Origin of the sequence: Curtobacterium oceanosedimentum, from assembly GCF_020297365.1 — a bacterium.
Taxonomy (GTDB): Bacteria; Actinomycetota; Actinomycetes; order Actinomycetales; family Microbacteriaceae; genus Curtobacterium.
In genome coordinates this window covers 1-26121 of sequence record NZ_JAIXIG010000032.1, presented here as the reverse complement: position 1 = coordinate 26121, position 26121 = coordinate 1, and the positions used below count along the sequence as shown (strand labels likewise).

Annotated in this window: 22 protein-coding genes; 21 read left to right on the top strand and 1 reads right to left on the bottom strand. The window is 70.9% G+C overall.

The window, feature by feature from the left end; translation table 11 throughout:
- Positions 1-72 precede the first annotated feature (72 nt).
- The 4 genes from thrB (at position 73) to prmC (ending at position 5416) form a co-directional block, all read left to right on the top strand.
- Complete coding sequence (gene thrB, locus LEL83_RS13680; RefSeq protein ID WP_225559222.1) at positions 73-987, top strand: homoserine kinase; 915 nt, start codon at positions 73-75, stop codon at positions 985-987.
- Positions 988-1169: 182 nt separating this feature from the next.
- Positions 1170-3440 carry a transcription termination factor Rho gene (rho, locus tag LEL83_RS13675; RefSeq protein ID WP_225559221.1) on the top strand — a complete coding sequence of 757 codons (2271 nt, stop codon included), beginning with the start codon at positions 1170-1172 and terminating at the stop codon, positions 3438-3440.
- 3 nt (positions 3441-3443) lie between these two features.
- The gene (gene prfA / locus LEL83_RS13670) at positions 3444-4526 is read left to right on the top strand and encodes a peptide chain release factor 1 (RefSeq protein ID WP_198656022.1); all 1083 of its coding nucleotides are present in this window, start codon (positions 3444-3446) and stop codon (positions 4524-4526) included.
- A 92-nt stretch (positions 4527-4618) separates the two neighbouring features.
- Positions 4619-5416, top strand: a complete 798-nt coding sequence (prmC, locus tag LEL83_RS13665; protein ID WP_308009915.1) for a peptide chain release factor N(5)-glutamine methyltransferase — start codon at positions 4619-4621, stop codon at positions 5414-5416.
- 43 nt (positions 5417-5459) lie between these two features.
- Here prmC and LEL83_RS13660 read toward each other — a convergent pair whose 3' ends face one another.
- Entirely contained in the window at positions 5460-6122 is a 663-nt protein-coding gene (locus LEL83_RS13660) for an HAD family hydrolase (protein WP_225559220.1), read from the bottom strand.
- A gap of 25 nt (positions 6123-6147) precedes the next feature.
- Here LEL83_RS13660 and LEL83_RS13655 point away from each other — a divergent pair, with 25 nt between their 5' ends.
- The 17 genes from LEL83_RS13655 (at position 6148) to LEL83_RS13575 (ending at position 26098) form a co-directional block, all read left to right on the top strand.
- On the top strand, positions 6148-6822 hold the full coding sequence (locus tag LEL83_RS13655) for an L-threonylcarbamoyladenylate synthase (RefSeq protein ID WP_198656020.1): 675 nt from the start codon (positions 6148-6150) through the stop codon (positions 6820-6822).
- The gene (locus LEL83_RS13650) at positions 6819-8045 is read left to right on the top strand and encodes an MraY family glycosyltransferase (RefSeq protein WP_198656019.1); all 1227 of its coding nucleotides are present in this window, start codon (positions 6819-6821) and stop codon (positions 8043-8045) included. The genes LEL83_RS13655 and LEL83_RS13650 overlap by 4 nt, the downstream gene beginning before the upstream one ends.
- Positions 8042-8533, top strand: coding sequence for a Cg1360 family ATP-synthase-associated protein (locus tag LEL83_RS13645; RefSeq protein WP_225559219.1), 492 nt, complete (start codon positions 8042-8044; stop codon positions 8531-8533). The genes LEL83_RS13650 and LEL83_RS13645 overlap by 4 nt, the downstream gene beginning before the upstream one ends.
- A 104-nt stretch (positions 8534-8637) precedes the next feature.
- Positions 8638-9498 (top strand): F0F1 ATP synthase subunit A, encoded by an 861-nt coding sequence (gene atpB / locus LEL83_RS13640; protein WP_225559218.1) that lies wholly within the window; start codon positions 8638-8640, stop codon positions 9496-9498.
- A gap of 61 nt (positions 9499-9559) precedes the next feature.
- Positions 9560-9796, top strand: coding sequence for an ATP synthase F0 subunit C (atpE, locus tag LEL83_RS13635; protein WP_027465781.1), 237 nt, complete (start codon positions 9560-9562; stop codon positions 9794-9796).
- Positions 9797-9805: 9 nt separating this feature from the next.
- On the top strand, positions 9806-10360 hold the full coding sequence (locus LEL83_RS13630) for a F0F1 ATP synthase subunit B (protein ID WP_225559217.1): 555 nt from the start codon (positions 9806-9808) through the stop codon (positions 10358-10360).
- A gap of 2 nt (positions 10361-10362) precedes the next feature.
- A complete protein-coding gene (locus tag LEL83_RS13625) occupies positions 10363-11157 on the top strand; it encodes a F0F1 ATP synthase subunit delta (protein WP_198656017.1) in 795 nt (264 codons plus the stop codon).
- Between the two features lie 108 nt (positions 11158-11265).
- Complete coding sequence (gene atpA / locus LEL83_RS13620) at positions 11266-12894, top strand: F0F1 ATP synthase subunit alpha (protein WP_198656016.1); 1629 nt, start codon at positions 11266-11268, stop codon at positions 12892-12894.
- On the top strand, positions 12895-13797 hold the full coding sequence (locus LEL83_RS13615; protein WP_198656015.1) for a F0F1 ATP synthase subunit gamma: 903 nt from the start codon (positions 12895-12897) through the stop codon (positions 13795-13797).
- Positions 13798-13844: 47 nt separating this feature from the next.
- A complete protein-coding gene (gene atpD, locus LEL83_RS13610) occupies positions 13845-15299 on the top strand; it encodes a F0F1 ATP synthase subunit beta (RefSeq protein ID WP_065959250.1) in 1455 nt (484 codons plus the stop codon).
- 1 nt (position 15300) lies between these two features.
- A complete protein-coding gene (locus LEL83_RS13605; RefSeq protein WP_027465776.1) occupies positions 15301-15564 on the top strand; it encodes a F0F1 ATP synthase subunit epsilon in 264 nt (87 codons plus the stop codon).
- Positions 15561-16331: a YaaA family protein gene (locus LEL83_RS13600; protein ID WP_308009917.1), complete on the top strand. Its 771-nt coding sequence runs from the start codon at positions 15561-15563 to the stop codon at positions 16329-16331. The genes LEL83_RS13605 and LEL83_RS13600 overlap by 4 nt, the downstream gene beginning before the upstream one ends.
- A 110-nt stretch (positions 16332-16441) precedes the next feature.
- A complete protein-coding gene (locus LEL83_RS13595) occupies positions 16442-16999 on the top strand; it encodes a hypothetical protein (RefSeq protein ID WP_198656014.1) in 558 nt (185 codons plus the stop codon).
- A gap of 25 nt (positions 17000-17024) precedes the next feature.
- The gene (locus LEL83_RS13590; protein WP_225559216.1) at positions 17025-17861 is read left to right on the top strand and encodes an FHA domain-containing protein; all 837 of its coding nucleotides are present in this window, start codon (positions 17025-17027) and stop codon (positions 17859-17861) included.
- A 3-nt stretch (positions 17862-17864) separates the two neighbouring features.
- Complete coding sequence (locus LEL83_RS13585; protein ID WP_198656012.1) at positions 17865-18686, top strand: PP2C family protein-serine/threonine phosphatase; 822 nt, start codon at positions 17865-17867, stop codon at positions 18684-18686.
- Between the two features lie 129 nt (positions 18687-18815).
- Complete coding sequence (locus tag LEL83_RS13580; protein ID WP_225559215.1) at positions 18816-20228, top strand: serine/threonine-protein kinase; 1413 nt, start codon at positions 18816-18818, stop codon at positions 20226-20228.
- Positions 20201-26098: an Ig-like domain-containing protein gene (locus LEL83_RS13575; RefSeq protein WP_225559214.1), complete on the top strand. Its 5898-nt coding sequence runs from the start codon at positions 20201-20203 to the stop codon at positions 26096-26098. The genes LEL83_RS13580 and LEL83_RS13575 overlap by 28 nt, the downstream gene beginning before the upstream one ends.
- The last annotated feature ends 23 nt before the right edge of the window (positions 26099-26121 follow it).

Here is a 26121-nt window from a genome sequence, read left to right as displayed (position 1 = left end):
GCCCACAGTGCTGTACCGGCCGGACGGGCGGTCCACGCTGACCGGGCGCTCCCGTCGGGGAAGGCGGTGCGCGTGCGCGTCCCGGCGACCTCGGCGAACCTCGGCCCGGGCTTCGACTCCCTCGGCCTTGCGCTGTCGCTGTACGACGAGGTCCTGGTGCGCGTGCGCCCGGAGCCCGGCGCGACGGTGACCGTCGACGGCGTCGGTGCCGGCGAGGTCGCCACCGACGACACGAACCTGGTCGTGCGGGCGATCCGTCACGGCCTCGAGCACGCCGGCGTCCCGCAGCCCGGGCTCGAGCTGCACGCCACCAACGCGATCCCGCACGGTCGGGGCCTCGGGTCGTCCGCGGCGGCGATCGTGGCCGGCCTGATGGCGGCGCGCGGACTGCTCGACGGTGTCGCGGACCTCGACGCCTCGACGCTGCTGACCCTGGCCACCGAGATGGAGGGGCACCCCGACAACGTCGCCCCGGCGCTGTTCGGCGGCCTGACGATCGCGTGGATGACGGCGGACGGCCCCGCGTACAAGCGGCTGCTGGTGCACCGCGGTGTCGCGCCCGTGGTGTTCGTGCCGACCTCGACCCTGTCGACGAAGCTCGCCCGCTCCCTGCAGCCCGAGCAGGTCCCGCACGCCGACGCCGCGTTCAACGTCTCCCGGTCCGCCCTGCTCGTCGCGGCGCTCATCCAGAGCCCCGAGCTGCTGCTGGCCGCCACCGAGGACCGCCTGCACCAGGCGTACCGCGCGAGCGCCATGCCGGAGACCGACGGCCTGATCCGACTGCTCCGACAGCACGGGCTCGCCGCTGTCGTGTCCGGTGCTGGGCCGAGCCTGCTCGTGCTCGGCAGCGACCCGGCGCAGCGCCTGACCGCGGCCGACCTGGTGCAGCGACACGCCGAATCCGACTGGCGGCCCCTCATGCTGGCCGTCGATCTCGGTGGTGCTACAGTGGCAGCGCACTCGGCGCTCGAAGCCGAACCCGCGTAACCGTACGGATTGCTCGTCCTCCAGGACCGCTCCGACGACGTCGCAGGGTCCGGTGCGCGAGTGTGCATCTCTTTCTGATCACCGAATCCCGATCCGTCGTCTGAACGGCGGTCGATGCTCACCGGAGCATCCGGGACGGTGGAAACTCTCCGCGTTCTGCGGTTCGAAAGGAAACACCGACCTTGACCGACAACAACTCCGCCCAGGTGGAGATCCCCAGCGATCTGCGCGCCCTCCGTCTGCCGGAGCTCCAGCGCATCGCCTCCTCGCTCGGCATCACCGGGCTCTCGAAGCTCCGCAAGGGCGACCTGATCGCCTCCATCGAGGACAAGCGCCCCGTCGCCGACGAGACCCCGGCACCCGTCGCCGAGAGCCCCGCCGAGCCGGCCGCCACCGCGCAGCCGACCCTGCCGGAGCCCGCCGAGACCCCCGCGCAGCCCGCTGCCGAGGCACCCGTCGCCGACCCCGAGGCACCCGCCGAGTCCGCAGCCCCCAGCCGTGCCCGTCGTTCGCGCCGCGCGTCGTCCGGTGGCACCGTGAACGCCGCGCCGACCTCGGCCGCCGAGCACACCAACCACGGTCAGACCGGCACCGAGGACCTGCTCGCCGGGCTCGACCAGGTCCGCGCCGAGAAGGACGCGCAGGAGGCCGCCCAGACCGGTTCCCAGCGTCGCGGCCGCGGTCGTGGCAACGCCGACCAGCAGGCCCAGCAGGCCCAGCAGTCGCAGCAGGCCCAGCAGTCGCAGGCGCCGGCCCAGGCCGAGCAGCAGGACGCGCAGGCCCCGACCTCCGCTGCCCAGTCCGACCAGTCCGAGCAGGACCAGAACGACTCGGGCGACCAGAACGCCGAGCAGGGCGAGGGCGGCTCGCGCCGCGGTCGCCGCAGCCGCGGTCGCGGTCGTGGTCGTGGGCAGAACGCCGAGAACGGCGAGCAGCAGAACGGCGACCAGAACGCCGGTCAGCAGAACGCCCAGCAGAACGGCGGCCAGCAGAACGGCGGCCAGAAGCAGAACGGCCAGCAGAACCAGCAGAACCAGCAGAACGGCCAGCAGAACCAGCAGGCCGAGCAGCAGAACGGCCAGGCCAAGCAGGCCGAGGCGAAGCAGGACGACAAGGCCGACCAGAAGCAGAACGGCGGCCAGAAGCAGCAGCAGACCAGCGGTCAGCAGAAGCAGCAGCAGCAACAGCACGCCGACGAGGCCGAGAGCGGCCGCAGCCGTCGTCAGCGCGACCGCAAGCGCGGCCGTGGCGGCCAGAACGACGACTTCGAGCCCGAGGTCACCGAGGACGACGTCCTGATCCCGATCGCGGGCATCCTCGACGTCCTCGACAACTACGCCTTCGTCCGCACCACCGGCTACCTGCCCGGCCCGAGCGACGTCTACGTGTCCCTCGGCCAGGTGAAGAAGTACCACCTGCGCAAGGGCGACGCGGTCGTCGGGTCGATCAAGCAGCCGCGCGACGGTGAGCAGCAGAGCCGCCAGAAGTACAACGCGCTCGTCGCCGTCGAGTCGATCAACGGCCAGACCGCCGACGAGGCAGCGGCCCGCGTCGACTTCACCGACCTGACCCCGCTGTACCCGAACGAGCGCCTGCGCCTCGAGACGGAGCCCGGCAAGCTGTCGACCCGCATCATCGACCTGGTGTCGCCGATCGGCAAGGGCCAGCGCGGCCTCATCGTCTCGCCGCCCAAGGCCGGCAAGACCGTCGTGCTCCAGGCCATCGCCGACGCCGTCGCCAAGAACAACCCCGAGGCGCACCTCATGGTCGTCCTCGTCGACGAGCGGCCCGAAGAGGTCACCGACATGCAGCGTTCGGTGAAGGGCGAGGTCATCGCCTCGACCTTCGACCGTCCCGCCGAGGACCACACGACGGTCGCCGAGCTCGCCATCGAGCGTGCCAAGCGCCTGGTCGAGCTGGGCCACGACGTCGTGCTGCTGCTCGACTCGATCACCCGTCTGGGCCGTGCGTACAACCTGTCCACGCCGCCGTCGGGCCGCGTGCTCTCCGGTGGCGTCGACTCCGCCGCGCTCTACCCGGCGAAGCGGTTCTTCGGCGCCGCCCGCAACATCGAGGACGGAGGCTCGCTGACCATCCTCGCCACGGCGCTCGTCGAGACCGGCTCCAAGATGGACGAGGTGATCTTCGAGGAGTTCAAGGGCACCGGCAACATGGAGCTCCGCCTGAACCGCCACCTCGCCGACAAGCGGATCTTCCCGGCGGTCGACATCAACGCCTCGGGCACCCGTCGCGAGGAGCAGCTGCTCTCCGCCGACGAGGTCACGATCACGTGGCGGCTGCGTCGTGCCCTCGCCGGGCTCGACACGCAGCAGGCGCTCGACGTCGTGCTGCGGAACCTCAAGGAGACGCAGTCGAACGTGGAGTTCCTGGTCCAGATCCAGAAGTCGGTGCCGGCGACCAACGGTCACCACGGCAACGGCCACCAGGAGTAACGCGTGTTCGAGTCGGTGGCAGGGCTGCTGGCGGAACACGAGGACCTGACGCAGCAGCTGTCGGACCCCGCGCTCCACGCCGATGCGGCCCGGGCGAAGAAGGTGAACCGGCGCTACGCCGAGCTCAACCAGATCAAGTCGGCGTACGAGTCCTGGCAGGCGGCGGGGGACGACCTCGCCGCCGCCCAGGAACTCGCACGCGAGGACGAGGCGTTCGCGGACGAGGTCCCGGCGCTCGAGGAGCAGCTGGCGGAGCGCCAGGAGCGCCTCCGGCGGTTGCTCATCCCGCGCGACCCGGACGACGGCCGTGACGTCATCATGGAGATCAAGGGCGGCGAGGGCGGCGAGGAGTCGGCGCTGTTCGCGGCCGACCTGCTGCGCATGTACTCGCACTACGCCGAGACGAAGGGCTGGAAGGTCGAGCTCCTCGAGCGCACCGAGTCCGACCTCGGCGGCTACAAGGACGTCCAGGTCGCGATCAAGTCGAACACGACCGATCCGTCGCAGGGTGTCTGGGCGCACCTGAAGTACGAGGGCGGGGTGCACCGCGTGCAGCGGGTGCCGGCGACCGAGTCGCAGGGGCGCATCCACACCTCGACCACCGGCGTGCTGGTGTTCCCCGAGGTGGACGAGCCCGAAGAGGTCCAGATCAACCAGAACGACCTGAAGATCGACGTCTACCGGTCCTCCGGGCCCGGCGGGCAGTCCGTCAACACGACGGACTCCGCGGTCCGCATCACCCACCTGCCCACGGGCATCACGGTGGCGATGCAGAACGAGAAGTCGCAGCTGCAGAACCGCGAGGCCGGCATGCGCGTCCTGCGCGCCCGCATCCTCGCGCGCCAGCAGGAGGAGCTCGACGCCATCGCCTCGGACGCGCGCAAGTCGCAGATCCGCGGCATGGACCGCTCGGAGCGCATCCGCACGTACAACTTCCCGGAGAACCGCATCGCGGACCACCGCACCGGGTACAAGGCGTACGACCTGGACCGCGTGATGAACGGTGCGCTCGAGCCCGTCGTCCAGTCCGCCATCCAGGCGGACGAAGAGGCACGTCTGGCCGCCATCGGCGACCAGGACGCCTAGGCCTGGAGGCCCGGATCACCGCCGACACGCCCGTCACCTTCGCCGCGGACCGACTCCTCAGGGAGGCGGCCGCGGCGCTCGGTGCGTCCGGGGTGCCCACCGCGCAGGTCGACGCCGAACTGCTCCTCGCCTGGGCGACCGGCACGTCGCGCGGAGCCGTCCAGGCACGCGCGCTGACGGGCGGAGCGATCGCGGGGGAGCACATCGAGCGCTTCCGGCACGCGATCGCCCGGCGCCGCACGCGTGAGCCGCTGCAGCACATCACGGGCGAGGCGTACTTCCGTGCCCTGACGCTCGCTGTGGGTCCCGGTGTGTTCGTGCCGCGGCCGGAGACCGAGGGCGTCGTGCAGTTCGGCATCGACGCGCTGCGTGCGGCCGCGGTGCCGGCGCCGGTGGCCGTCGACCTGGGGTCCGGCAGCGGGGCCATCGCCATCGCGATGGACACCGAGGTGCCGAACGCCGTGGTCTACGCCGTCGAACGCTCTCCCGAGGCCCTGCCCTGGACCCGGCGCAACGTCGAGGCCCACGGTGGCACGGTCCGGCTCGTCGAGGGCGACCTGGCCGACGCGCTGCCCGAACTCGACGGCACCGTCTCCGTCGTCGTGTCGAACCCGCCCTACGTGCCCGACGACGCGGTCCCGATCGACCCCGAGGTCCGCGACCACGACCCGGCGATGGCGCTGTACGGCGGGCCGGACGGCCTCGACGCCGTGCGAGCACTGGCCGAGACCGCCTGGCGCCTGCTCGTGCCCGGGGGAGTCCTGGTCGTCGAGCACGCCGAGCCGCAGGGCGCCGGCGTCCGACAGGTCCTGGCGCGCCGGGGGTTCCGCACCCCGGAGACGCACGTCGACCTGACGGGGCGCGACCGCACGACCACCGCGACGCGCTAGCCGGACGCGAGCCGCGCCTCCCGTCCGGCGGGTGCGGCGCTCGTCAGGCGACGGGGGAGGCCTGGCGCTGTGCCGCGACGAAGGCGCGGACGTGCTCGCGCAGGTCGGTGTCGTGCTCGACGAGGACGGCGTGGATCCCGACGCTCCGGGCGCCGGCCACGTTCTCGGGCATGTCGTCGGCGAAGAAGGTGCGCTCGGCCGGGACGCCGTGGTGCTCGACCGCGCGCAGGAAGACCTCGGGTTCGGGCTTCCGGGCGCCGAAGTTGCTCGTGGTGTCCAGGTGCTCGCCGAACACCGCGGGCAGGGACGGCGCCCACTGGTGGATCCAGCGTCCGGCGAGCGGACCGTTGTTCGTGAGCAGGCCGACACGCCCGTGCTCCGCGGCGATGCGGACGGCCTCGATGCGCTCGGGCAGCTCCGTCATCGCGGAACCCCTGATCCGGGCCCACTCGGCCTCGGGGACCTCGCACTCCATGGCCTCGGCGAAGGCCGCCAGGTAGGTGTCGCCGTCGGTGAACCCACCGGCCTCGGCACGCATCTCGTGGCCGCAGTCCCACCACCGCCGACGGAGCTCCTGGAACGGGTGGCCGGTGAGCTCGGAGAGTGCCGCCATGCGCACCCGCCAGTCGTACCGGACCAGGACGTCGTCCATGTCGAAGAGGAACAGGAGCGGGGGTGCGGGCGTCTCGTTCACGATGTCCTCCATTGTGGCGCACTATCATCGTCGAGTCATGGCCTCCCGATACGACTGCACCGACTCCGACGGGCTCCTGACCGGGATGCGGCTCGCGCGAGCCGCCCTCGGGCGCGGAGAGCTCGTCGTCGTCCCCACCGACACGGTCTACGGCCTCGCCGCCGACGCCTTCAGCGCGACGGCCGTGCAGCGCCTGCTCGACGCGAAGGGGCGGACGCGCCAGTCGCCGCCGCCGGTGCTCATCCCCGGACCGCCCACGCTCGACGCCCTCGCCAGCGAGGTGCCGCAGGCGGTGCGCGACCTGGTCGCGGAGTTCTGGCCGGGTGGCCTGACCGTCATCCTGCGCGCCCAGCCCTCGCTCGACTGGGACCTCGGCGAGACCCGGGGCACGGTCGCCCTGCGGATGCCGGACTCGCGGATCGCGCTCGAGCTGCTGCAGGAGGTCGGGCCGCTCGCGGTCTCCTCCGCGAACTCGACCGGTGACCCGGCCGCCATGGACGTCGACGCGGCCGAGGGCATGCTCGGCGACAGCGTCGCGATCTACCTGGACGGCGGGCCGATCGGCGCGCACGACGGCTTCGCGGCCAGCACCGGGTCGACGATCGTCGACGCGACCGGCTTGTCGGAGGGCGGGACGCTCCGCATCGTCCGGCACGGGGTGATCCCCGACGAGGAGATCATCCGGGTCGTCGGAGCCGACCTCGTCACATGAAGTACTACCTGCTCGCGGGGGCCATCGCCGCGGCCGTCAGCTTCGTGATGAGCCTGATCGTCTGGAAGCTCGGGCTGAAGTACAAGTGGTACCCGCAGGTCCGCGAACGCGACGTGCACCGCACGCCCACGCCGCGGCTCGGCGGGATCGCGATGTACATCGGCGTCATCGTCTCGCTGCTCGCCGCCTGGTTCCTGTTCCCCTCGATCGCCGGGACCGACTACTTCCGGTTGGTGTTCTCCGAACCGGGCCGGGTGCTCGCGGTGCTCGGGGGAGCGACCATCATCGTGGTGCTCGGTGTCGCCGACGACATCTGGGACCTCGACTGGATGACGAAGCTCGCGGGGCAGATCATCGCCGCGGGCATCCTCGCGTGGCAGGGCGTGGCGATCGTCTCGTTGCCCATCGGCAACACGCTGGGCGTCGGGTCGTCCTACATGAGCCTGATCTTCACCGTGTTGGCGGTGGTGCTCGTGATGAACGCGGTGAACTTCATCGACGGGCTCGACGGGCTGGTGGCCGGCGTCGCGATCATCGCCGGCGGGGTCTTCTTCCTCTACACGTTCTTCATCAACCGCGTGGTCGTGCAGACCGAGTTCTTCTTCAATCTGCCGTCGCTGCTGACGGCGGTCCTGGTCGGTGCGTGCTTCGGCTTCCTCATCCTCAACTGGCACCCCGCCAAGCTGTTCATGGGCGACGCCGGTGCCCTGCTCGTCGGGTTCCTCATGGCGACGAGCGCGGTGTCGGTCACGGGCAACATCGACCCGGCGGCGGTGCAGACACGCCAGGCGCTCCTGCCGGCGTTCATCCCGATCCTGCTGCCGTTCGCGATCCTCATCGTGCCGATCCTGGACTTCGGGCTCGCCGTCACCCGACGGCTCAGCGCGGGGAAGTCGCCGTTCTCGGCCGACCGGAAGCACCTGCACCACCGTCTGCTCGACATGGGGCACTCGCACTTCCACGCCGTGCTCATCTTCTACGCGTGGACGGCCACCGTCGCCGTCGGGTGCCTGCTGTTCCTGTTCGTCGACTGGTACTGGGTCGCCGTGTTCGTGTCGGTCGGGTTCGTCGTGTGCGGCGTCTTCACCTTCGCGCCGCTCGGCCGGAAGCGCACCGAGATCGCCGCCCAGACCGCCGACCGGTCCGCCGCCGTGGTGGACGCCAGCCTCGACCCGCTCGACCGGGCCGCCAACGACCGAACGATCCCTGGAGACATCACGTGACCGCACCGAACGCGCTCGACCACGTCCGGCCGGTGTTCCGCCGCATCATCACCTGGGGAGCGGTCCTCGCCGTCGCCCTGGCGGTGGTCGGCGGGCTCATCGGGTTCCTCGTCGCGGACGGCCCCGGGCTCGTCGGCGGCCTGCTCGGCGCGGTGCTCAGCGTCGTGTTCCTCGGGCTCACCGCGGTGAGCGTCCTCGTGGCGCTGCGCGTGTCGAAGGGGCAGATGATCTCCGGAGCGTTCTTCGGCATCGTGATGGGCACCTGGCTGCTGAAGTTCATCGTCTTCATCGTCCTGCTCGTCCTGCTCAAGGACCGCGAGTGGGTCGACTTCCCGGTGCTGGCCATCGTCATCATCGCCGGCGTCGTTGGCTCCCTGGTCATCGACGTCGTCGCCGTCGCGAAGGCCCGCATCCCGATCGGCGTGCGCCTGCCCGGCGACGACGGCGTCGGCTCAGCGGACGCTGGGAACGCGACCCCCCGCAACTGAGAAGCCGGGAAGCCTCTCGCACCTGATAGGCTTCTCGACGTCCGCTTCCGGAGCCTCGCTCGGGCGGACAAGCCTCCACAACGTCCACCATCGCGTGCCATGATGTGCGCGCGCCGACACAGGAGACAGCGCTGCTATCCCACGCTCTTCCCCTGTCCCTCTCCGCTGCGGTTGACACCGTCGCGGCGGGGAGCAGCAAGGCCGCCGAGTTCCATGGTCCGTCGATCAACGAGTTCTTCCCGGATGCCCTCATCTGGGCCGGGACGCCGTTCGAGATCGATCGAGTCGTCCTCATCCGCTTCTTCGCCGTCGCCGTGCTCCTGGTGTTCGCCTTCGTGGGCACCCGTGCACTGAAGCTCGTCCCGAACCGCGGACAGGCGTTCATCGAGTACGCGTTCGACGTCGTCCGTCGCAACACCTTCGACAACCTCGGAGAGAAGGACGGCAAGCGCTTCCTGCCGCTCCTGGCGACGATCTTCTTCGGCGTGCTGTTCATGAACCTGACGGGTCTCATCCCGGGCATGAACCTCGCCGGCACCAGCCGCATCGCGATGCCGATGATCCTGGCGATCGTCGCGTACGTCGCGTTCATCTACGCCGGTCTCCGCAAGCACCCGGGCACGTTCCTCCGGAACTCGCTCTTCCCGCCCGGGGTGCCGTGGTTCCTCTACATCATCGTGACGCCGATCGAGCTCGTCTCCACCTTCGTGCTCCGTCCCGTCACGCTGACGCTGCGACTCCTGATGAACATGGTCGTGGGGCACCTGCTCCTGGTGCTGTTCTTCTCGGCCACGCAGTTCTTCTTCTTCGACGCATCGCTCGGCTTCAAGGCCTTCGGCGTCGGGACCATCGCGTTCGGCATCGCGTTCAGCTTCTTCGAGATCCTCGTCGCGCTGCTGCAGGCCTACGTCTTCATGCTCCTCACCGCCGTCTACATCCAGCTGGCGCTGGCCGACGAGCACTGATTCCTCACTGACCCCCTACGGGACCGGCGACCGTCGGACCCGCACCTCGAAAGGAAAACACGTGGACGCAACGACCGTTCTCGCGGAGATCAACGGCAACATCGCGACGGTTGGCTACGGCCTCGCAGCGATCGGCCCGGCCATCGGCGTCGGCATCGTCGTCGGCAAGACGATCGAGTCCGTCGCTCGCCAGCCCGAGCTCCAGGGCCGCCTGACGACCCTCATGTACATCGGTATCGCCTTCACCGAGGCCCTGGCCTTCATCGGTATCGCCACGTACTTCATCTTCACCAACTAAGGTTCCTCGATGCAGAACGCACTCATCATCGCAGCGGAGGAAGCGCACAACCCGCTGATCCCGCCGCTGTACGACATCGTGTGGTCGGCGCTCGCATTCGTCATCATCTTCGTGGTGATGTGGCGTGTCGTCACGCCGCGCATCACGAAGATGCTCGATGAGCGCACCGAGGCCATCGAGGGCGGCATCAAGAAGGCCGAGGCCGCTCAGGAGCAGGCCGCTGCTGCGCTCGACGAGTACAACAAGCAGCTCGCCGATGCACGCGCCGAGGCGTCCCGCATCCGTGAGCAGGCCCGCGCCGACGCAACGGCGATCGGCAACGAGGTCCGCGAGCAGGCGGCCGCCGATGCAGCACGCATCACGGCCAACGCCCAGGCGCAGATCGAGGCCGAGCGGCAGACCGCCGTCCAGGCCCTCCGCGCCGAGGTCGGCACCCTCGCACTGGACCTCGCGTCCGGTGTGATCGGTGAGTCCCTCAAGGACGACGCCAAGTCGACCGCCGTGGTCGACCGCTTCCTCTCCGACCTCGAGGCCTCGCAGGCCACGAAGACGGGGGAGCACTGAGCATGCGCAGCGCTACCAGGGAAGCACTCGCGTCCACCAGGGCGGTGCTCTCGGACCTCGGTCCGAGCGCCGACCTGGGCGTGGGTGCCGAGATCCTCGCCTCCGGGCGTGCGATCGCCGGTGCGCCGCAGCTGCTCGGGCTGCTGTCCGACCCGACGGCCGACCCGGCCGGCAAGAAGGTCCTCATCGACCGTGTCTTCGCCGGACAGTCGGACGCGACGCGTGCGGTCCTGACCGCGGTGGCCGGCTCGCGCTGGTCCTCGCAGCAGGACCTGCTCGCCGGCATCGAGGACGCGGGCATCCGCGCCGTCGCCGCCACCGCGGGTCCGGACTCGCCGATCGAGTCGGAGCTGTTCGCCTTCGAGACCGCCGTCCGCTCGGACGCCGGCCTCGAGCTCGCACTCGGCACGAAGCTCGGCAGCCCGGAGCAGAAGGGCGCGCTCGTCGAGCGGCTGCTCGGTGCCAAGGCATCGCAGCAGACGATCACGATCGTGTCGGCCCTGGTGCAGCAGCCTCGCGGCCGTCGCATCGGTGAGATCGTCCGCGACGCCTCGCGCATCGTGGCCGACCAGTCCGGCAAGCTCGTCGCGACCGTGGTCACCGCCACCGCGCTCACCCCCGCCCAGTCGGCCCGCGTCACGCGCGGTCTGTCCGAGCGGTACGGCAAGGACATCAGCATCAACCAGGTCGTCGACCCCACCGTCGTCGGCGGGGTCCGGGTGCAGATCGGCGGCGACGTCATCGACGGCACCGTGTCCACGCGACTCTCGGAGCTCCGGCTCCAGCTCGCCGGCTAGGCGTACGGTCGAAGCCGCTCCTCCCCAAGTCCACAACGGGAACTGCCGAGTCCGGCAGCGTCACCCTCTCGGAGCCGAAGGGCCCCGGAAAACCACAAGGAAAATCCCATGGCAGACATCACCATCAGCCCCGATGAGATCCGTGATGCCCTGAAGGACTTCGTCTCGAACTACGAGCCGACGAAGGCCTCCACGGCCGAGGTCGGGCACGTCACCGACGCCGGTGACGGCATCGCCCACGTCGAGGGTCTCCCCGGCGTCATGGCGAACGAGCTCATCCGGTTCCAGGACGGCACCCTCGGCCTCGCGCAGAACCTCGACGAAGACGAGGTCGGCGCCATCGTGCTCGGCGAGTTCGGCGGCATCGAGGAGGGCATGGAGGTCACCCGTACGGGTGAGGTCCTCTCCGCCCCCGTCGGCGACGCCTTCCTCGGTCGCGTCGTCGACCCGCTCGGCGCCCCGATCGACGGTCTCGGCGAGATCGCCGCAGAGGGCCGTCGTGCCCTCGAGCTCCAGGCCCCCGGCGTCATGGCTCGCAAGTCGGTCCACCAGCCGCTGCAGACCGGCATCAAGGCCATCGACGCGATGATCCCCGTCGGCCGCGGCCAGCGTCAGCTGATCATCGGCGACCGCCAGACCGGCAAGACGGCCATCGCGATCGACACGATCATCAACCAGAAGGCCAACTGGGAGTCGGGCGACGAGGACAAGCAGGTCCGCTGCATCTACGTCGCGATCGGCCAGAAGGGTTCCACGATCGCCTCCGTCAAGGGTGCGCTCGAGGACGCCGGTGCGATGGAGTACACCACCATCGTCGCCGCCCCGGCCTCCGACCCGGCCGGCTTCAAGTACCTCGCCCCGTACACCGGCTCGGCCATCGGTCAGCACTGGATGTACCAGGGCAAGCACGTCCTCATCATCTTCGATGACCTGTCGAAGCAGGCCGAGGCCTACCGTGCGGTGTCGCTCCTCCTCCGTCGTCCGCCGGGCCGCGAGGCCTACCCGGGTGACGTCTTCTACCTGCACTCCCGCCTGCTGGAGCGTTGCGCGAAGCTGTCCGACGAGCTCGGCGCCGGCTCGATGACGGGTCTCCCGATCATCGAGACCAAGGCGAACGACGTCTCGGCGTACATCCCGACCAACGTCATCTCCATCACCGACGGCCAGATCTTCCTGCAGTCGGACCTCTTCAACGCGAACCAGCGTCCGGCCGTCGACGTGGGCATCTCGGTGTCCCGCGTCGGTGGTGACGCCCAGGTGAAGTCGATCAAGAAGGTCTCCGGCACGCTGAAGCTGGAGCTGGCGCAGTACCGCTCGCTCGAGGCCTTCGCGATGTTCGCGTCCGACCTCGACCAGGCGTCGCGTCGTCAGCTGGAGCGCGGTGCGCGTCTGACCGAGCTCCTCAAGCAGCCGCAGTACTCGCCGTACCCCGTCGAGGAGCAGGTCGTCTCGATCTGGGCCGGCACGAACGGCAAGCTCGACACCGTCCCGGTGCCGGACGTGCTCCGCTTCGAGTCCGAGCTGCTCGACCACCTGCGTCGCAACTCCGACGTCCTCACGACCCTGCGCGAGACGAACCAGCTCAGCGACGAGACCGTCGCCGAGATGGACAAGCAGATCGACGAGTTCACGAAGAGCTTCCAGACGAGCGACGGCAAGACCCTCGGCTCCGAGCAGTTCGACGCGGCCGAGGCCGAGGACGTCGACCAGGAGCAGATCGTCAAGGGTCGTCGCTAGATGGCAGCGCAGGTCCGGGTCTACCGCCAGCGGATCAAGTCGGCGAAGACCACGAAGAAGGTCACGCGCGCCATGGAGCTGATCTCGGCGTCGCGGATCCAGAAGGCGCAGGCCCGCATGGCTGCGTCCGGTCCGTACTCGCGGGCCGTCACGCGCGCGGTGTCGGCCGTGGCGACGTTCTCGAACGTCGACCACGTGCTGACCACCGAGCCGGAGTCGTCGACCCGCGCCGCCGTGGTGCTCTTCACCTCGGACCGCGGCCTGAACGGCGCGTTCAGCACGAACGTCCTCAAGCAGGGCGAGGAGCTCGCCTCCCTGCTCCGCAGCGAGGGCAAGGACGTCGTCTACTACCTGGTCGGCCGCAAGTCCGTCGGGTACTTCGCGTTCCGTGAGCGTCCGTCCGAGCAGCAGTGGGTCGGCAACACCGACCAGCCGGAGTTCTCGACGGCCAAGGAGATCGGCGACGCCGTCGTGGCGAAGTTCCTCCAGGACACCGCCGACGGCGGCGTGGACGAGATCCACATCGTGTTCAACCGGTTCATCAGCCTGGCGACCCAGGAGCCGCAGGTGGTCCGCCTGCTGCCCCTCGAGGTCGTCGAGGGCATCGACGAGCCCGAGGGCAACGAGCCGCTGCCGCTGTACGAGTTCGAGCCGGACGCCGATGCGGTGCTCGACTCGCTGCTCCCGGTCTACATCGAGAGCCGGATCTTCAACGCCATGCTGCAATCGGCTGCTTCCGAGCACGCCGCACGACAGAAGGCGATGAAGGCGGCCAGCGACAACGCCGACGCGCTGATCCGTGACTTCACCCGACTCGCGAACAACGCGCGTCAGGCGGAGATCACCCAGCAGATCTCCGAGATCGTCGGCGGCGCCGACGCCCTCTCGTCGAAGAAGAAGTAGTCCGCGTCGTTCGCGGACAGATACCCACCCTCAGGAAGGCACCAGCCATGACCGACACCGCAACCACCGCGGTCGAGACGTCGTCGGCGCCCGGTGTCGGCCGGATCGCCCGTGTCACGGGCCCCGTCGTCGACATCGAGTTCCCCCACGACGCAATCCCGGAGATGTACAACCTCCTGTTCACGACCATCACCATCGGTGACTCGTCGCAGGAGATCGGCCTCGAGGTCGCCCAGCACCTCGGTGACGACCTCGTCCGCGCCATCTCCCTGAAGCCGACCGACGGCCTGGTCCGTGGCCAGGAGGTCCGTGACTCGGGCGCTCCGATCTCGGTCCCCGTCGGCGACGTCACCAAGGGCAAGGTCTTCGACGTCCTGGGCAACGTGCTCAACACGGACGAGAAGCTCGAGATCACCGAGCGCTGGCCGATCCACCGCAAGGCCCCGGCCTTCGACCAGCTCGAGTCGAAGACGTCGATGTTCGAGACCGGCATCAAGTCCATCGACCTCCTCACCCCGTACGTGCAGGGTGGCAAGATCGGCCTCTTCGGTGGTGCGGGCGTCGGCAAGACCGTCCTCATCCAGGAGATGATCCAGCGCGTCGCGCAGGACCACGGCGGTGTGTCGGTGTTCGCCGGTGTCGGTGAGCGCACCCGTGAGGGCAACGACCTCATCGGTGAGATGGAAGAGGCGGGGGTCTTCGACAAGACGGCCCTCGTGTTCGGCCAGATGGACGAGCCGCCGGGAACGCGTCTGCGCGTGGCCCTGTCGGCGCTGACGATGGCGGAGTACTTCCGCGATGTCCAGAAGCAGGACGTGCTCCTCTTCATCGACAACATCTTCCGCTTCACGCAGGCCGGTTCCGAGGTCTCCACGCTGCTCGGCCGCATGCCGTCCGCGGTGGGGTACCAGCCGAACCTCGCCGACGAGATGGGTGTGCTCCAGGAGCGCATCACCTCGACGCGTGGTCACTCGATCACCTCGCTGCAGGCGATCTACGTGCCGGCCGACGACTACACCGACCCGGCTCCGGCCACCACGTTCGCGCACCTCGACGCGACGACCGAGCTCTCGCGTGAGATCGCGTCGCAGGGTCTGTACCCGGCGATCGACCCGCTGACCTCGACGTCCCGCATCATGGACCCGCGGTACCTGGGCGCCGACCACTACGAGACGGCCACGCGCGTCAAGCAGATCCTCCAGAAGAACAAGGAACTGCAGGAGATCATCGCCATCCTCGGTGTCGACGAGCTCTCCGAGGAGGACAAGATCACGGTCGAGCGCGCTCGTCGTATCCAGCAGTTCCTCTCGCAGAACACGTACATGGCGAAGAAGTTCACGGGTGTCGAGGGCTCCACGGTGCCGCTCAAGGACACCATCGAGTCCTTCCGCGCCATCGCCGACGGCGAGTTCGACCACGTCGCGACGCAGGCGTTCTTCAACGTCGGTGGCATCAACGACGTGGAAGAGAAGTGGGCACAGATCCAGAAGGAGAACCGCTGACATGGCGGGTCTCAGCGTGAGCGTCGTCTCGGCCGACCGTGAGGTCTGGTCGGGCGACACCACCATGGTCGTCGCACGCACGACGGAGGGCCAGATCGGCATCCTCGCCGGACACGAGCCGATGCTCGCGATCCTGGCGCAGGGTCAGGTCCGCATCACGCGGGCCGACGGGTCGACCGTCGCGGTCGACGCCGAGGACGGCTTCCTGTCGGTCGAGCACGACACGGTGACGATCGTCGCGCGGCAGGCCGCGCTGGCGTCCTGACCGGACTGACCGTCCTCCTCCCGCCTTCGGAGACGAAGCGGGAGGGCGGGGACACGGACCGCACGCTCGACCTGCGTGCGCTGTCCTTCCCGGAACTGGCCGATGAGCGGGCCGCGGTGATCACCGCGGCCCGCTCCGTCAGTTCCGAGGAGTCCACGGCCCGGACGGCCCTGAAGCTCGGTCCGAAGTCGATCGCCGAGCGGTTCCGGAACCTCGAGCTCGAGACGTCGGCCACGATGCCGGCGATCGAGCGCTACACGGGCGTGCTCTACGATCCGCTGGCGGCACAGGACGCCGACGACGCGACCCGTTCGTGGTGGGCACGGCACGTGGTGGTCCAGTCGGCGATGTTCGGCCCGATCGGTGCCGCCGACCCCATCCCGGCGTACCGGTTGTCGCACGACTCCCGGCTCGGAGCGGTGCGTCTGGCGTCGCACTGGCCGGGTGCCTCGGCGCGTGCGCTCGCGTCGCGGCCGGCAGGGCTGGTGCTCGACCTGCGCTCTGAGGGGTACCGGCAGCTCGGACCCGTCCCGGACGCCGTCGCGCCGCGCGTCGTGAGCGTCGACGGTTCCGGTCGTCGCCGTGCGCTGAACCACTGGAACAAGACGGCGAAGGGGCGCCTGGTCGCGTTGCTCGCGCGCACGGGCGCGTCCGTCGGGTCGATGGACGAGCTGGTCGGCTGGGCTGCGACCCACGGCGTCGTCGTGGAGCGCACCGACGCCGGCTGGGACCTGGTCGCGGAGAGCCTGCAACCCGTCCCCGCCTGACGGCGGCGGGCAGGTGGTCCGTCCTGCACAGCGCCGGCAGGACGGCGGCGCTTCCACAGATGGCCCGGTCCGCCCTGCCTGGAGGCTCGCACTGCGTTTCGATGGCGTGCATGATCCCTCGCACCGCCCGATCCGCTCCCGGCTCCGCAGTCCGCTACCCCCGCGAGATCGCCGCCGCGATCACGCTCCCCGCAGCGGCGGCCGCGCTCGTCGCGCCCGGCGGTGGGCCGCCGAGCACCGCTGCCGCGGTGGCCGTCACCACCGCGTGCGGCGCCCTCGCCACGCGCATCGCCCTGGTGCGGTTCATCGCCGACCGAGACGCCCCGGACCCGCGGTCGATCCGGGCCTTCGACCCGTTCAGCGACCCGACCCCGCCGGAGCTCCGCGGGTGCGGCGTCGAGCCGGACCGGTCCCGGGTGCGGACCGCCGGCGACCGGTGCGCGGATGCCTGGCGGTCCTGGCGGGCGCAGGGGAGCGCGGCCGACAGTGCGGCCGGGGCCGCCGGCGCCCTCGCGCTGGGCTCCTGGTGCTCCTGGGCGCTCGGTTCCCCGGCGCGCGCCGAGACCCGCGCCCGGTACGCACTGGAGACCTGCGCGGACGACCCGCTCGCCGGCCTCGTGCTGCGTTCGGTCCTGGCCGGCAGCGCACCCTCGTGGGTGCGGCCGTGACGAGGGGTCGACAGGATCGTCTACGGTGGGGGAGACCACCCTGGGAGGACTCCGGTTGCGCGACGACGACATCGAGGACATCGAGGACACCGTCATCCGTGGGCCCCGGCAGCGGGTCCGCGACGATCGCCAGGACGACGCACTCGGCGACACCGTCATCGGTCGTCCGCCCCGCAGCGCCGCCGGTGACACGGCGGGCGCGCTCGACGACACCGTCATCCGCCGCCCTCCGCTGGTGGAGGCGCCCCCGCTCGTCCAGGCCGGCACCGCTGAAACGGCCAGCACCGCCGAACCGGACGGCACCGCCGCACCGGACGACACCGTGGTCCGCGTCTCAGGGCGACCCGGCGCCGACCGCCACCTGGTCGCCGGGGCCGGTGCGGGCCTCCCGGCCGTGCCCGCGCCGACGACTGCTCCGTCGGCGCACGTGCCGTCGGTCCGCATCGGCGACCAGACCTTCCGACTCGACCGTCCGGTCGTCATCGGTCGCCGTCCGTCGCTGCCGCGCGTCTCGCGCGGTCCCGCGCCGGAACTCGTCACCGTGCGCTCCGTGTACGGGCAGGTCTCCTCGTCGCACGTCCGGCTGCACGCCGAGGGCGAGGCGGTCGTCGTCGAGGACCTCCGCTCGACGAACGGCACGGTGGTGCGGCCGGCCGGTGCGCCGCCCTACCGGATGCCGTCGGGTGCGTCGGTCGTCGCGCTGACGGGTACGGTAGTCGAGATCGGTGACGGCAACGCCATCGAGGTGCTCTCGCCGTACCTCCGCGTCGCACCGACGGCACCGGGGCCGTCAGCGGTCCCCGCCCGGCCCACCGATCCACCAGCACACGGCACGCCCCGACCCACCAGAGAGCGATCCTGACACGTGACCGAACTCGGCCGAGCAGCCACTGCGCACGCCATCGACATCCCCGGTGCCGACGGCGCCACCCTGACCCTGTCGTGGGGTGCCGCGACCGACGTCGGGCGGCGACGCGACCACAACGAGGACAGCTACATCGTCGGCGCACCGTTCTTCGTCGTGGCGGACGGCATGGGTGGCCACTTGGCCGGTGACCGCGCGAGCGACGCCGTCGTGCGCCGCCTGGAGCAGGTGACGCCCGAGTCCTTCACCACCCGTCAGGGCATCCAGCGGGCGCTGCTGCTCGCGACCGCCGACATCGAGCGCGCCGCCGGGGGGAACGCGATCGGTGCGGGGACCACCGTCACCGGCATCGCCCTCGTGGCCTCGCTCGGGCAGCCCGCCGCGCTCGTCTTCAACGTCGGCGACTCCCGCACCTACCGCATCGAGGACGGCGTGCTCCGACGCGTCACCGTCGACCACTCGGTCGTGCAGGAGATGGTGGACGCCGGTCTGCTGCGCGCGGAGGACGCCGAGCAGCACCCGGACAGCAACGTGATCACGCGGGCGGTCGGCTTCGGGGAGCCGCCGGCGCCCGACTGGTGGACGCTGCCCCTGCGGGCCGGAGACCGCTACATCGTGTGCTCCGACGGGTTGACGAAGGAGCTCGGCGACGCCGGGATCGGGCGGATCGCCGCTCGGGAGCCCGGAGCCCAGGAGCTCGCCGAACGCCTCGTCGGCGATGCCGTGGTGGCGGGCGGGCGCGACAACGTCACCGTGGTGGTCCTGCAGGTCGACGCGGCACCGGACGACGGCGACCTCGAGGACACGCTGCCCCGTCACTGACCCCCCCCGAACTGGGGGAGTGCACCCGACCGTGGGGGATCGGTGCGCGGAGAGCCCGTCGCCCACGCTTCGTACAATGACAAGGCCACGACGAGCAAGCTGGCCGCTCGGCCGGGGGAGGAGAGGACCATGGCGCGACGCCTGCCGTCCACCCCGCCGGTGATCCCGGGCTTCAGCCCCGTGCACGTCCTCGGGTCCGGCGGGTTCGCCGACGTCTTCCTCTACGAGCAGGACATGCCGCGCCGGCAGGTCGCCGTGAAGGTGCTCCTCGACGAGGTCGTGGACGACCGCGTGCGGCAGATGTTCCAGGCCGAGGCGAACCTCATGGCGCGGCTCAGTACGCACCCGTCGATCCTCACCGTCCTGCAGGCGAGCGTCGCCGCGGACGGGCGCCCGTACCTGGTGATGGAGCTGTGCTCCTCGTCGTTGAGCGAGCGCTACCGCCGCGAGCCGATCCCGGTGTCCGAGGTGCTGTCGATCGGCATCCGCATCGGTTCCGCACTCGAGACCGCGCACCGCGAGGGCGTGCTCCACCGTGACATCAAGCCGTCCAACATCCTGCTGACCGCGTACGGCAACCCCGTGCTGTCCGACTTCGGCATCGCGGCCACCATCGGCGGCACGGACCCGGACGAACCGATCGGCATGTCGATCCCGTGGTCCGCGCCCGAGGTGCTCATCGACGAGTCCCGCGGCACGATCCAGTCCGAGGTCTACTCCCTCGCCGCCACCGTGTACTCGCTGCTCGCCGGCCGCAGCCCCTTCGAGGTCCGCGGCGGGAAGAACGGCGCCAGCGACCTGATGCACCGCATCGACAAGGGCGGTCCGAAGCCGACCGGTCGCACCGACGTCCCGCCGACGCTGGAGCGCCTGCTCGCCACTGCGCTGTCCCGTCGCCCGCAGGCCCGACCGGCGACGGTGATCGAACTCGTCCGCGGCTTCCAGCAGGTCGAGGCCGAGCTCGGCATCCCGCAGACCTCCGCCGACGTCGCGGTCGAGGCGTGGGCGATCTCGACCCCCACGGCGGACGGCGAACGGACGATGATCCGCGAGCTCCAGCCGCCCACGCGGGTCGGGGGCCGACGCCGCACCCGCCGTGCCGTGCAGGGCGGCGTGGTCGCAGCCGGGTCGCAGAGCGTCGGCACCGTGCACCGGACCGGTTCGGTCACACGCACCCGCCGTCGGAACCGTTCCACGCTCGTGTGGGCCGGCTCGCTGACCCTGGTGGTCGTCGCAGCCCTCACGATCGCGACGGTCGTGGTGGTGGGGCGGCTCGGTACCGGAGCCGTCCCGACCGTGGAGGACGTCCGGGCCGACCCGTCAGCCGAGTCGGTGTCGTTCAGCTGGGTCGACCCGGGCCTGCGCAGCGGTGACACCTACGTCATCTCGTCGAACGGATCGTCGAGCCAGCAGACCGGCACGACCTTCGTGGTCTCCGGGGAGCGCGGCGACGAGGAGTGCATCGCCGTCGCCGTGAACCGCGACGGCAAGACCGGGGCGGCGAGCGCGCAGAAGTGCGCGACGATCGGGAGCGCCGGGTGATCCGCGCCTTCCTGTCGAAGCACCGGTCGGCCGCCGTCACGACCGGCGCATCCGTGCTCGTCGCCGCCGTCGTCGCGACCACGGCCATCGTCTCCACCGGGTACCACACGCAGCGCGTCGACCTGGGGGACGGCACCGTCTGGGTGCCCTCCGCCGAGTACGGAGCGGTCGGCCGGGCCAACACCGGCGTCCTGCAGCTCAACACCGCGGTCGAGACGACCAGCGACGACGTGTCCGTCCTGCAGCGTGGCTCGATGGTCTACAGCGTCGACGAGACGAAGGGCACGGTCGCGCAGGTCGACGTCGCCCACGCCACGGTCGGCGACCCGGTCACGCTGCCCGCCGGGACCCCGCGCGTCTTCCTCGCCGGCGACACGGCGGTCATCGGGAACGCCGACACCGGCGAGCTGTGGGCCACACCGGCCGCCGACCTCGCCGAGTTCGACGCCTCGACCAAGGCCGACCTGACCCTCGGCGCGGACACGGTGTTCGACGCCTCGGACGACCACGTGGCGGTCTACTCGGCGAAGACCGGCACCGCGTCGCTCGTCGACGTCGGGACGACCCTCACCGTCGACCAACGCTGGAAGGTCGACGCGGACGGCGGTGACGACTTCCAGGTCGCGACCGCCGACGGACACCTCGCCGTGCTCGACCGCACCAGCGGGGCGCTCTCGGTCGACGGCCGGACGGTGGAACTCGGCGACCGCATCGGGTCGTCGCCGGCCCTGCAGCGGTCCTCCGACTCCAGCGACCGGTTCACGGTCGCCGGGACCGCCGGGCTCGTGCGCGTCGGTGCGTCGGGCGCCGTCGACGCGACCGCCATGCAGGTGTCCGGGCGGGCGGCGCGGCCGCTCGTGGACGGCTCGTGCACGTACGCCGCGTGGGCCGGTGGCCAGGCCGTCGACACCTGCGACGGCAGTGCCCTGCAGCGGCTGGCGAGCACCGGCGGCACCAGCGAGCTGCAGATCCTGCACAACGGTGAGACGGTCGTCGCGAACGACCCGCGCAGCGGGCGCTCGTGGGCGATCGACCGCAGCGGGCAGCTCATCGACAACTGGGCCGACCTGATCGACCAGGACGACGAGCAGCAGCAGGAACAGGTGTCCGACGACGACCCCGAGGTCGACAAGGACCAGAAGCCGCCGGTGGCGGTCGACGACGAGCTGGGCGCTCGTCCGGGACGCACCACGAGCCTCCCGGTCCTGCTCAACGACTACGACCCCAACGGCGACCCGATCATCGTGAGCGAGGTCGGCGACCTGCCCGGCTCCGCAGGCCGGGTCACCATCGTCGGCGACGGCCAACGGCTGCAGGTGACCCTGTCGTCCCGCGCGACGGGCGTGCTCTCGTTCCCGTACACGATCACCGACGGCAACGGCGGATCGGACACCGCGACGGTCCGCGTGACCGTCCGCCCCGACAGTCGGAACGACGCGCCGCGACAGGTCCGCGACACCTCTGCCGACGTCGTGCAGAACGGCCACGTCGTGACGAACGTGCTCGCCGACTGGGTGGACCCCGACGGCGACCCGGTCTACCTGGTGTCCGCCACGGCCTCCGACGGCGACCGCGTGTCGACCACGCCGGACGGGTTGCTCGACTACCGCAACGACAGCGGCCGGACCGGCGAACGGTCCGTGCAGCTCGTCGTGAGCGACGGCCGGGCCGACGGTCGCGGAGCCGCCACGCTCCGCGTCGCGAAGCAGGGCAGCGTGCCGCTGCGCGCCGACCCGTTCCCGGTGTCGGGGTACGCGGGCAAGGCGTTCACGGTCGAACCGCTCGACCACGTCCGCGGCGGCAACGGCACCGTGACCCTGACGAGCGTGTCGTCGGCGTCGGGCCTCACCGTCACCCCGAGCTACGACGCCGGCACCTTCCGGGTGCAGGGGGAGCGCGCGGGGGACCACCAGCTCGAGTACACGGTGACGGACGGCGTGAAGACGTCGAGCGGCATCGTCCGCGTCACCGTCCTCGCACCGCCGGACGCCTCGACGGCGCCGATCACGACCCCGAAGACGGTCTTCGTCGACACCCTGTCGACCAAGGACACCGACGTGACCGCGACGGACATCGACCCCGCGGGTGGCGTCCTGCTCGTGACCGCCCTGGACGGGCCCGGCCGCGGCAGCGGGGTGCAGGCCAGCATCCTCGACCAGCACACGGTCCGGGTGACGCTCACCGCGCCGCTCGACGGCCCGGTGTCGTTCGGCTACACCGTGACCAACGGCCTCGCGTCGTCGCCCGGCACGATCACAGTGGTCGAGATCCCGCGTCCCGACCGCATCCAGCCCCCGGTCGCACAGCCCGACTCGGCGACGGTGCGCGTGGGTGACGTCGCGAACATCGACGTCCTCGACAACGACACGCAGCCGGAGGGCGAGCCGCTGACCCTGCGCCCGGACCTGGTGCAGAACGTGCCCGGCGACGGCGGGCTCCTGTTCGCATCCGGCGACCACCTGCGGTACCTCGCGCCGGAGACGCCGGGCAACCACACCGCCGTGTACCGCGTCGCCGGTCCGGACGGGCAGTACGCCGATGCCACGGTGTCGATCTCGGTGCGCGAGCGCGACACGGCGACGAACAACCCGCCGGTGCCGCAGACGGTCACGGCCCGGGTCGTCGCGGGCTCGTCCGTGCGCGTCACCGTGCCGCTCAACGGCATCGACCCGGACGGCGACTCGGTGCAGCTCGTCGGCGTCGCGTCGAACCCCGACAAGGGGTCCGTGACGGACGTCGCCGCCGACGCTCTCACCTACGAGGCCGGCGACTACTCGGCCGGCACCGACGAGTTCACCTACACGGTCGTCGATGCACTCGGGGCACGCGCCACCGGGACCGTCCGCGTCGGCATCGCGCCCCGCGCGGAACAGGCGTCGAACCCCGTCGCCGAGGCCGACCACGTCACCATCCGGCCCGGGGGCTCCGTCACCGTGCGGGTCCTGCAGAACGACTCCGACCCGCAGGGCGGCCAGCTCACGGTCGCGCGTGCGGAACCGACCGACGACGACGTGACGGCCAAGGTCCTGCGGAAGCAGCAGATCCGCGTCACGCCGCCGAAGTCCGCGAAGCAGGGCGACTACGCGGTGCTGTACACGGTCGCGAACGCCAGCGGGGGATCGAGCACGACCTTCCTCACCGTGACCGTCGACGAGGACGCCCAACCGCTGCGTCCCGAGGTCGACGACACCACCCTGGACCTGCAGGACATCCTGCGCCGCCAGAGCGTGACCGTCGACGTGCTCGACAACGTCTTCTTCGCCGAGGGCACGGCAGCCGACCTGCGTGTCGGGGTCGTGGACGGCTACGGCGACACCGCTCGCACCACCGACGACGGCCGGATCACGGTGCGCCTGACCGACGAGTCGCAGGTGATCCCGTTCTCGGTGGCACGCCTGGACCACCCGGACGTCGTCTCGTACGGCTTCATCAACGTGCCCGGTTTCGACGACGCGCTGCCGCAGATCAACCGCAGTGCTGGGGCGGTCACGGTGAAGAGCGAGGCCACGGTCCGGATCCCGCTCGAGGACTTCGTCGTCACCGCGAACGGCGAGACGGCGAGGATCACCGACCGCGGCACGGTCAAGGCGACCCACGCGAACGGGCAGAGCCTGGTCGTCGACTCGTCCACCCTGCAGTTCACGTCGTCGAAGCTCTACTACGGCAAGGCGTCGATCTCGTTCGAGGTCACCGACGGGTCGGCGGCCAACGGCGGGAAGGGGCGCGTCGCGACCCTCGTGCTGCCGGTGACCGTGACGCCCCGCTCCAACCAGCCGCCGGCGTTCACCGGCTCGTCGGTCGAGATGCAGCCCGGCGAGACGCGGCGCATCGACCTCACCAAGCTGACCGACTACCCGTACCCGAAGGACCTCCCGGAGCTGCGGTACTCGGTGGTGGGCCGCCCGTCCGCGGGCACGACCGCGTCGATCGCGAAGCAGCAGCTCACGATCACCCTCGCCGACACCGTCAAGAAGAACACCACCGCGTCGATCGGGATCGGCGTCGCCGACGACGCCAACAGCGGGCGTGCCGGAACGATCACCGTCGGTGTCGTCGCCTCGACGCGGCCGCTCGTGCAGCCCGGGGCGGACCGCGCGGTCGCCGAGCGCGGCCAGACCACCACCATCGACGTGCTCGCGAACGACCGGCCGACCAACCCGTTCCCCGGTCAGCGTCTGCGCGTGGTGAACATCCGCGGACTCGCCGGTGGCCTGCCGAGCGGTGTGACCGTGACGCCGAGCGGTGACCGCAGCCGGCTGCAGGTCCGCGTGGCGGACAGCGCGAAGCCCGTCGACGCGCACCTGCAGTACCAGGTCGCCGACGCCACGAACGACCCGGACCGGTACGTCTGGGGCGACGTCACGATCGCCGTGCAGGACGTCCCGGACGCACCGGGTGCGCCGACCCGCACCGGTTCCTACGAGGGTGGCCGCGCCACGCTCACGTGGTCGACGCCGCAGGCCAACAACTCGCCGATCACCGGCTACCGACTCGTCGGGACGAACGGTGTCGCGAAGAACTGCGGCACCGCGACCGTGTGCACCATCACCGGGCTCGACCCCAAGGGTTCCTACCGGTTCCAGGTCGTCGCGACGAACGCCGTCGGCGACTCGAAGCCCTCGCCCCGCTCCGGGACCGTGAGTGCCGACTTCGTGCCCGCGCCGCCGAAGGGCATCACGGTCTCGCCCAGCCGGTCCACGCCGAACCAGCTCGACGTCAAGTGGGGCAAGGTGTCCGCGCCGAACGGCGGCAGCCCGGTCGACGACCACATCGTCACGATCGAGGGCCCCGGCCTGTCGACGACCCGTCACACCGGCACGGCCACCAGCACCTCGTTCACCGGTGCCCAGAGCGCGGCCCAGTACAAGGTCACCGTCTCGGCCCGCAACGCGGCGGACCGCAACGGCACCGTCGTGCAGTGGAACGCGGCGTCGGCGACCGGGACCGCCGTCGGGACGCCGGCGACACCGACCCTCGACGCCAAGCGTGACGCCTCGCCCGGACGGACGACGGTGACCCTGAGCGCCGCGGAGACCGACTGGGCCGGGAGCGGCCGGTCGCTGCGGATCGTGCGCTACGCGCCGCGGGTCGACATCCCGGCCGGTTGCTCGACGGCCGGCGCGGACAAGACGTGGAACGGCGCGAACGCGACCGACACCCTGAACTCGAACGGCAACTTCCAGTACGTCGCACTCGCCGACAACGGCCTGTTCTGCACGCCGAGCCGGGCGGCCTCGGTGCAGGGGTACGCGGCGCCGGGGACCGCGTCGGCGGACATCGCGGTCGAGGAGTTCCGCGGCGACGAGGGAACCTTCGCGATCCGCATCCGGAACCCGCGAGCGCAGCCGAGTGCGAACGGCTCGATCGACCACTTCGAGTACTCGGTGAACGGTGGCGGCTCCGTGCCGTTCGGCGGCAACGGGTCGTGGGTGACGGGAGCTGCGTACGGCTCCACGGTGAGCGTCACGGTGGTGGCCTGCGCCGACGGGACGTCGAACTTCTGCGGCGACGGCACGACCGTCGGCGGGCTCCGTCCGGTGCAGACGAGGGCGACACTGCCCCCGACCATGACCGCCGGGACACAGGTGACCGTCGCCGCACCGCCGCAGAACGCCGGGCTCCAGCCGACGGGCTACGTCGTGCGGATCTGCCAGCCTCGTCTGCTCACCGACCGGTGCACGCCGGCTCAGCAGTACGCCCCTGGAGACCTTCCCGTGATCGACAGCACCCTGCGCGAGGGCTACGTGTCCGTCGCCGCGATCGTCGACGGGCACGAGGACCCGAACCCTCCGAGCGCGTCGATCGAGCCGGCTCCCGAACCCGAGCCGTCACCCGAGCAGCCCGCCCCCGAGCCCGCACCCGCCGGCTGACGCCGCGGCCCACCGCCCGCCCG